Annotated in this window: 2 protein-coding genes; both read right to left on the minus strand. The window is 42.5% G+C overall.

All coding sequences use genetic code 11. The annotated features are described in order from the left end of the window. Positions 1–318 precede the first annotated feature (318 nt). The gene (locus tag F9Y84_RS21725) at positions 319–963 is read right to left on the minus strand and encodes a phage tail protein (RefSeq protein ID WP_147391479.1); all 645 of its coding nucleotides are present in this window, start codon (positions 961–963) and stop codon (positions 319–321) included. Between the two features lie 386 nt (positions 964–1,349). Continuing rightward, positions 1,350–1,949 carry an aspartyl/asparaginyl beta-hydroxylase domain-containing protein gene (locus F9Y84_RS21730; RefSeq protein ID WP_147391480.1) on the minus strand — a complete coding sequence of 200 codons (600 nt, stop codon included), beginning with the start codon at positions 1,947–1,949 and terminating at the stop codon, positions 1,350–1,352. Positions 1,950–2,420: the final 471 nt, after the last annotated feature.

The raw sequence follows: 2,420 nt of genomic DNA on the forward strand, positions 1-2,420 counted from the left end.
CGATCAACTGCTTGTAACTCATGGTAACTACTCTTGTTTTTTGGCGATTACAGAGTACCACCAACAGGCAGTTGATCTCTCCTCACCGATTAACCATGAGTGGTGCACTTATTATCTGAATTCGGGTTATCTAAAATAAACCGGGTGGCTTATAGAGCAGGTAAAACATACCTTGCTCATACGCAATGGCCATAAAATTCCGTAATGCTAAACACATCTACAGGTGTTACTTTAAGCGCAGTTGAGTTTGGGTCAGCTCACCTAGTAAACAGCTAAATGAGCTAACCATCACGTCCGACATAGCAGCTACGTCAGCTCTTAATTCCTTTGTGGAAAGATGCCTTCCATACAAATTACATAATTCACCGCTTGGTAAGGGCTACGACTTCTCACCGCAACAGCAGCCCCTGTTACTCCAGTTTCACCGCTAACATGTCCAGATGCAGAACCAGTCTGAGTCACTTCTATTCCTCCGAGTGCTACGGTAGAAGAGGGATTACCACCTGTGTAGTAAATTTTTTCCGGTGCATCAGGACCCGCGATATCTGGTGCTGTTGCAAGGTACGCTCCTGCCTGTGGTGTGGCTGAATCACCTTCCAATTGAGTCGCATTTAAAGTCACGTGAGTGGTTGTAGCGTCTCCTGCTCCAGTAACATTAAGATTAACTCCATGATGGTGTGGTGGTAGGTTAGACTCGGTCAATATGAAGGAATCTCCACCACCAAACTGCCCCATATTAAATGGACCATAATATGGAGATGTACCATAGCCCAAAGGCGATCTACCTCTAAAATCAGGCAAACCAAATGATACTCTCCCATCACCACCAAAGTAGGTACCGAGTAACGCGAACACGGCAGTATATTGTGTTATTTGAACGGTCCCACCCATACAGAATGCAAAATCGACCGGCGCAAAGTGAAAGCCGCATGGCATAATCTGCCCAGTATATTCATCACTCATTTATGTCTCCTAATTAAAGTCAAAAGCCTGCTGGCTATAGTTGCATCCCAGCTTGAGTACCACCTACTCTCGAAAACTGGTGATCTGTTACTGAATTACCTCTTATCTCTGACCAACATAAAGATACACTTTGCAGAACGTTTCATTTAAAACAGCTCTAATGACATCTTTTCTCAGAGCAACCTGCCTGAAAACATATTCTTGGCTAGCTCTTTCTTTGTTGACAAAAATTAGATTCGATGACAGCAAGTCACCTAAAAAATCGACATACGATGCGCTTGTACAAACACGTTTCAGCAATAATCGTTTACTTTTACAATGGCAAACGTCAGCCCTTTGAGACTTTTTTACGCCACCTGCTTTTGAGTGTGCCCATTACTAGCGCTTCATATTGAGTGAGTCATCGACTCTCCTTTAATATGTTCAGCGATCCACTCATTTACCACACAGTCAATGACCAAATTGACACGATCATTACCACCATTATTCTTTACGCTGTGTGTCTTGTCGGCATTGATATACCAAAGCTCACCAACAGCCATTGGTACGACCTTGCCATTAACTAAAAATAATACCTCGTCATTAGCCAATATCGGCACGTGTAGCCTTACTTCTCCCTTACACAAGCATAGTCCTCTGTCTCTGTGTGGCTTGATATATGCCCCAGGCTTTAACCGCATTAGACGCGCCGACTTTACGTCACATTGCAAACTCCATATTAAGCTTCGTATCGTTGGCAAACTGTCCATTAAAGGTAGGTTTTTCCATTCGCTACCATCCCCCATAGCAAAGCACTGCAAAATCGGATGCGCATTTGTATGCTCCAGCTGACATCGCAGCGGTAATACATCCCAATCTCCAACGTAATCTCTATGATTCACATGAGGATTCCAGCTTTTGGTCAGTAATCGGCTAACTTCACTACACATAGAAGCACTGTTGATACCAATTGGTAGCCTACAGAAATCAGTATCAATCGCGCTCATCTTAAAAATAGTTCCTTTAATGAAATTAGATAGTTATGCTTCTGTGACAAGCAACCAGCTAATGGCTTTATATGATGCGCCACAATAACGAATAGTTATTAGCCTAGTATAAAGGGACAATAGTGCTATTAAAGATTGCAAAAAGTTTTGAGATTACTGGTACACTCTCGTGCTGACTGGTTTTATAATTATCTTGTACAGGAGGCGCATTCTGGCGCAAGCAGCATTAGCATAGGGATTTTGACTTCAAGCTTGTGTTTATACCAATTGGACCTAATACTTGCCCAATTTGTAGGAGTAAATCTGACGCTAACAGCGTTAAAACTTCTTATCTAGAACAACTAAACGCGAATTCAACTCCGAAGTGCACCACTCGCTAAATTAAGCTGCTTTACGTACTTTGCGTAATTTATTGAATACAACAGCAGGCTGTTTATACCCTAAACACTTTCTCGGTCTGGCATTTAATGC

The sequence above is a fragment of the Pseudoalteromonas peptidolytica genome (genome assembly GCF_012641745.1).
Classification (GTDB): Bacteria; Pseudomonadota; Gammaproteobacteria; order Enterobacterales; family Alteromonadaceae; genus Pseudoalteromonas; species Pseudoalteromonas peptidolytica.

Excerpts from the sequence above, each read along its gene's own strand:
- F9Y84_RS21725 (WP_147391479.1), bottom strand. The coding sequence starts at position 963 with ATGAGTGATGAATATACTGGGCAGATTATGCCATGCGGCTTTCACTTT.
- F9Y84_RS21730 (WP_147391480.1), bottom strand. The coding sequence starts at position 1,949 with ATGAGCGCGATTGATACTGATTTCTGTAGGCTACCAATTGGTATCAAC.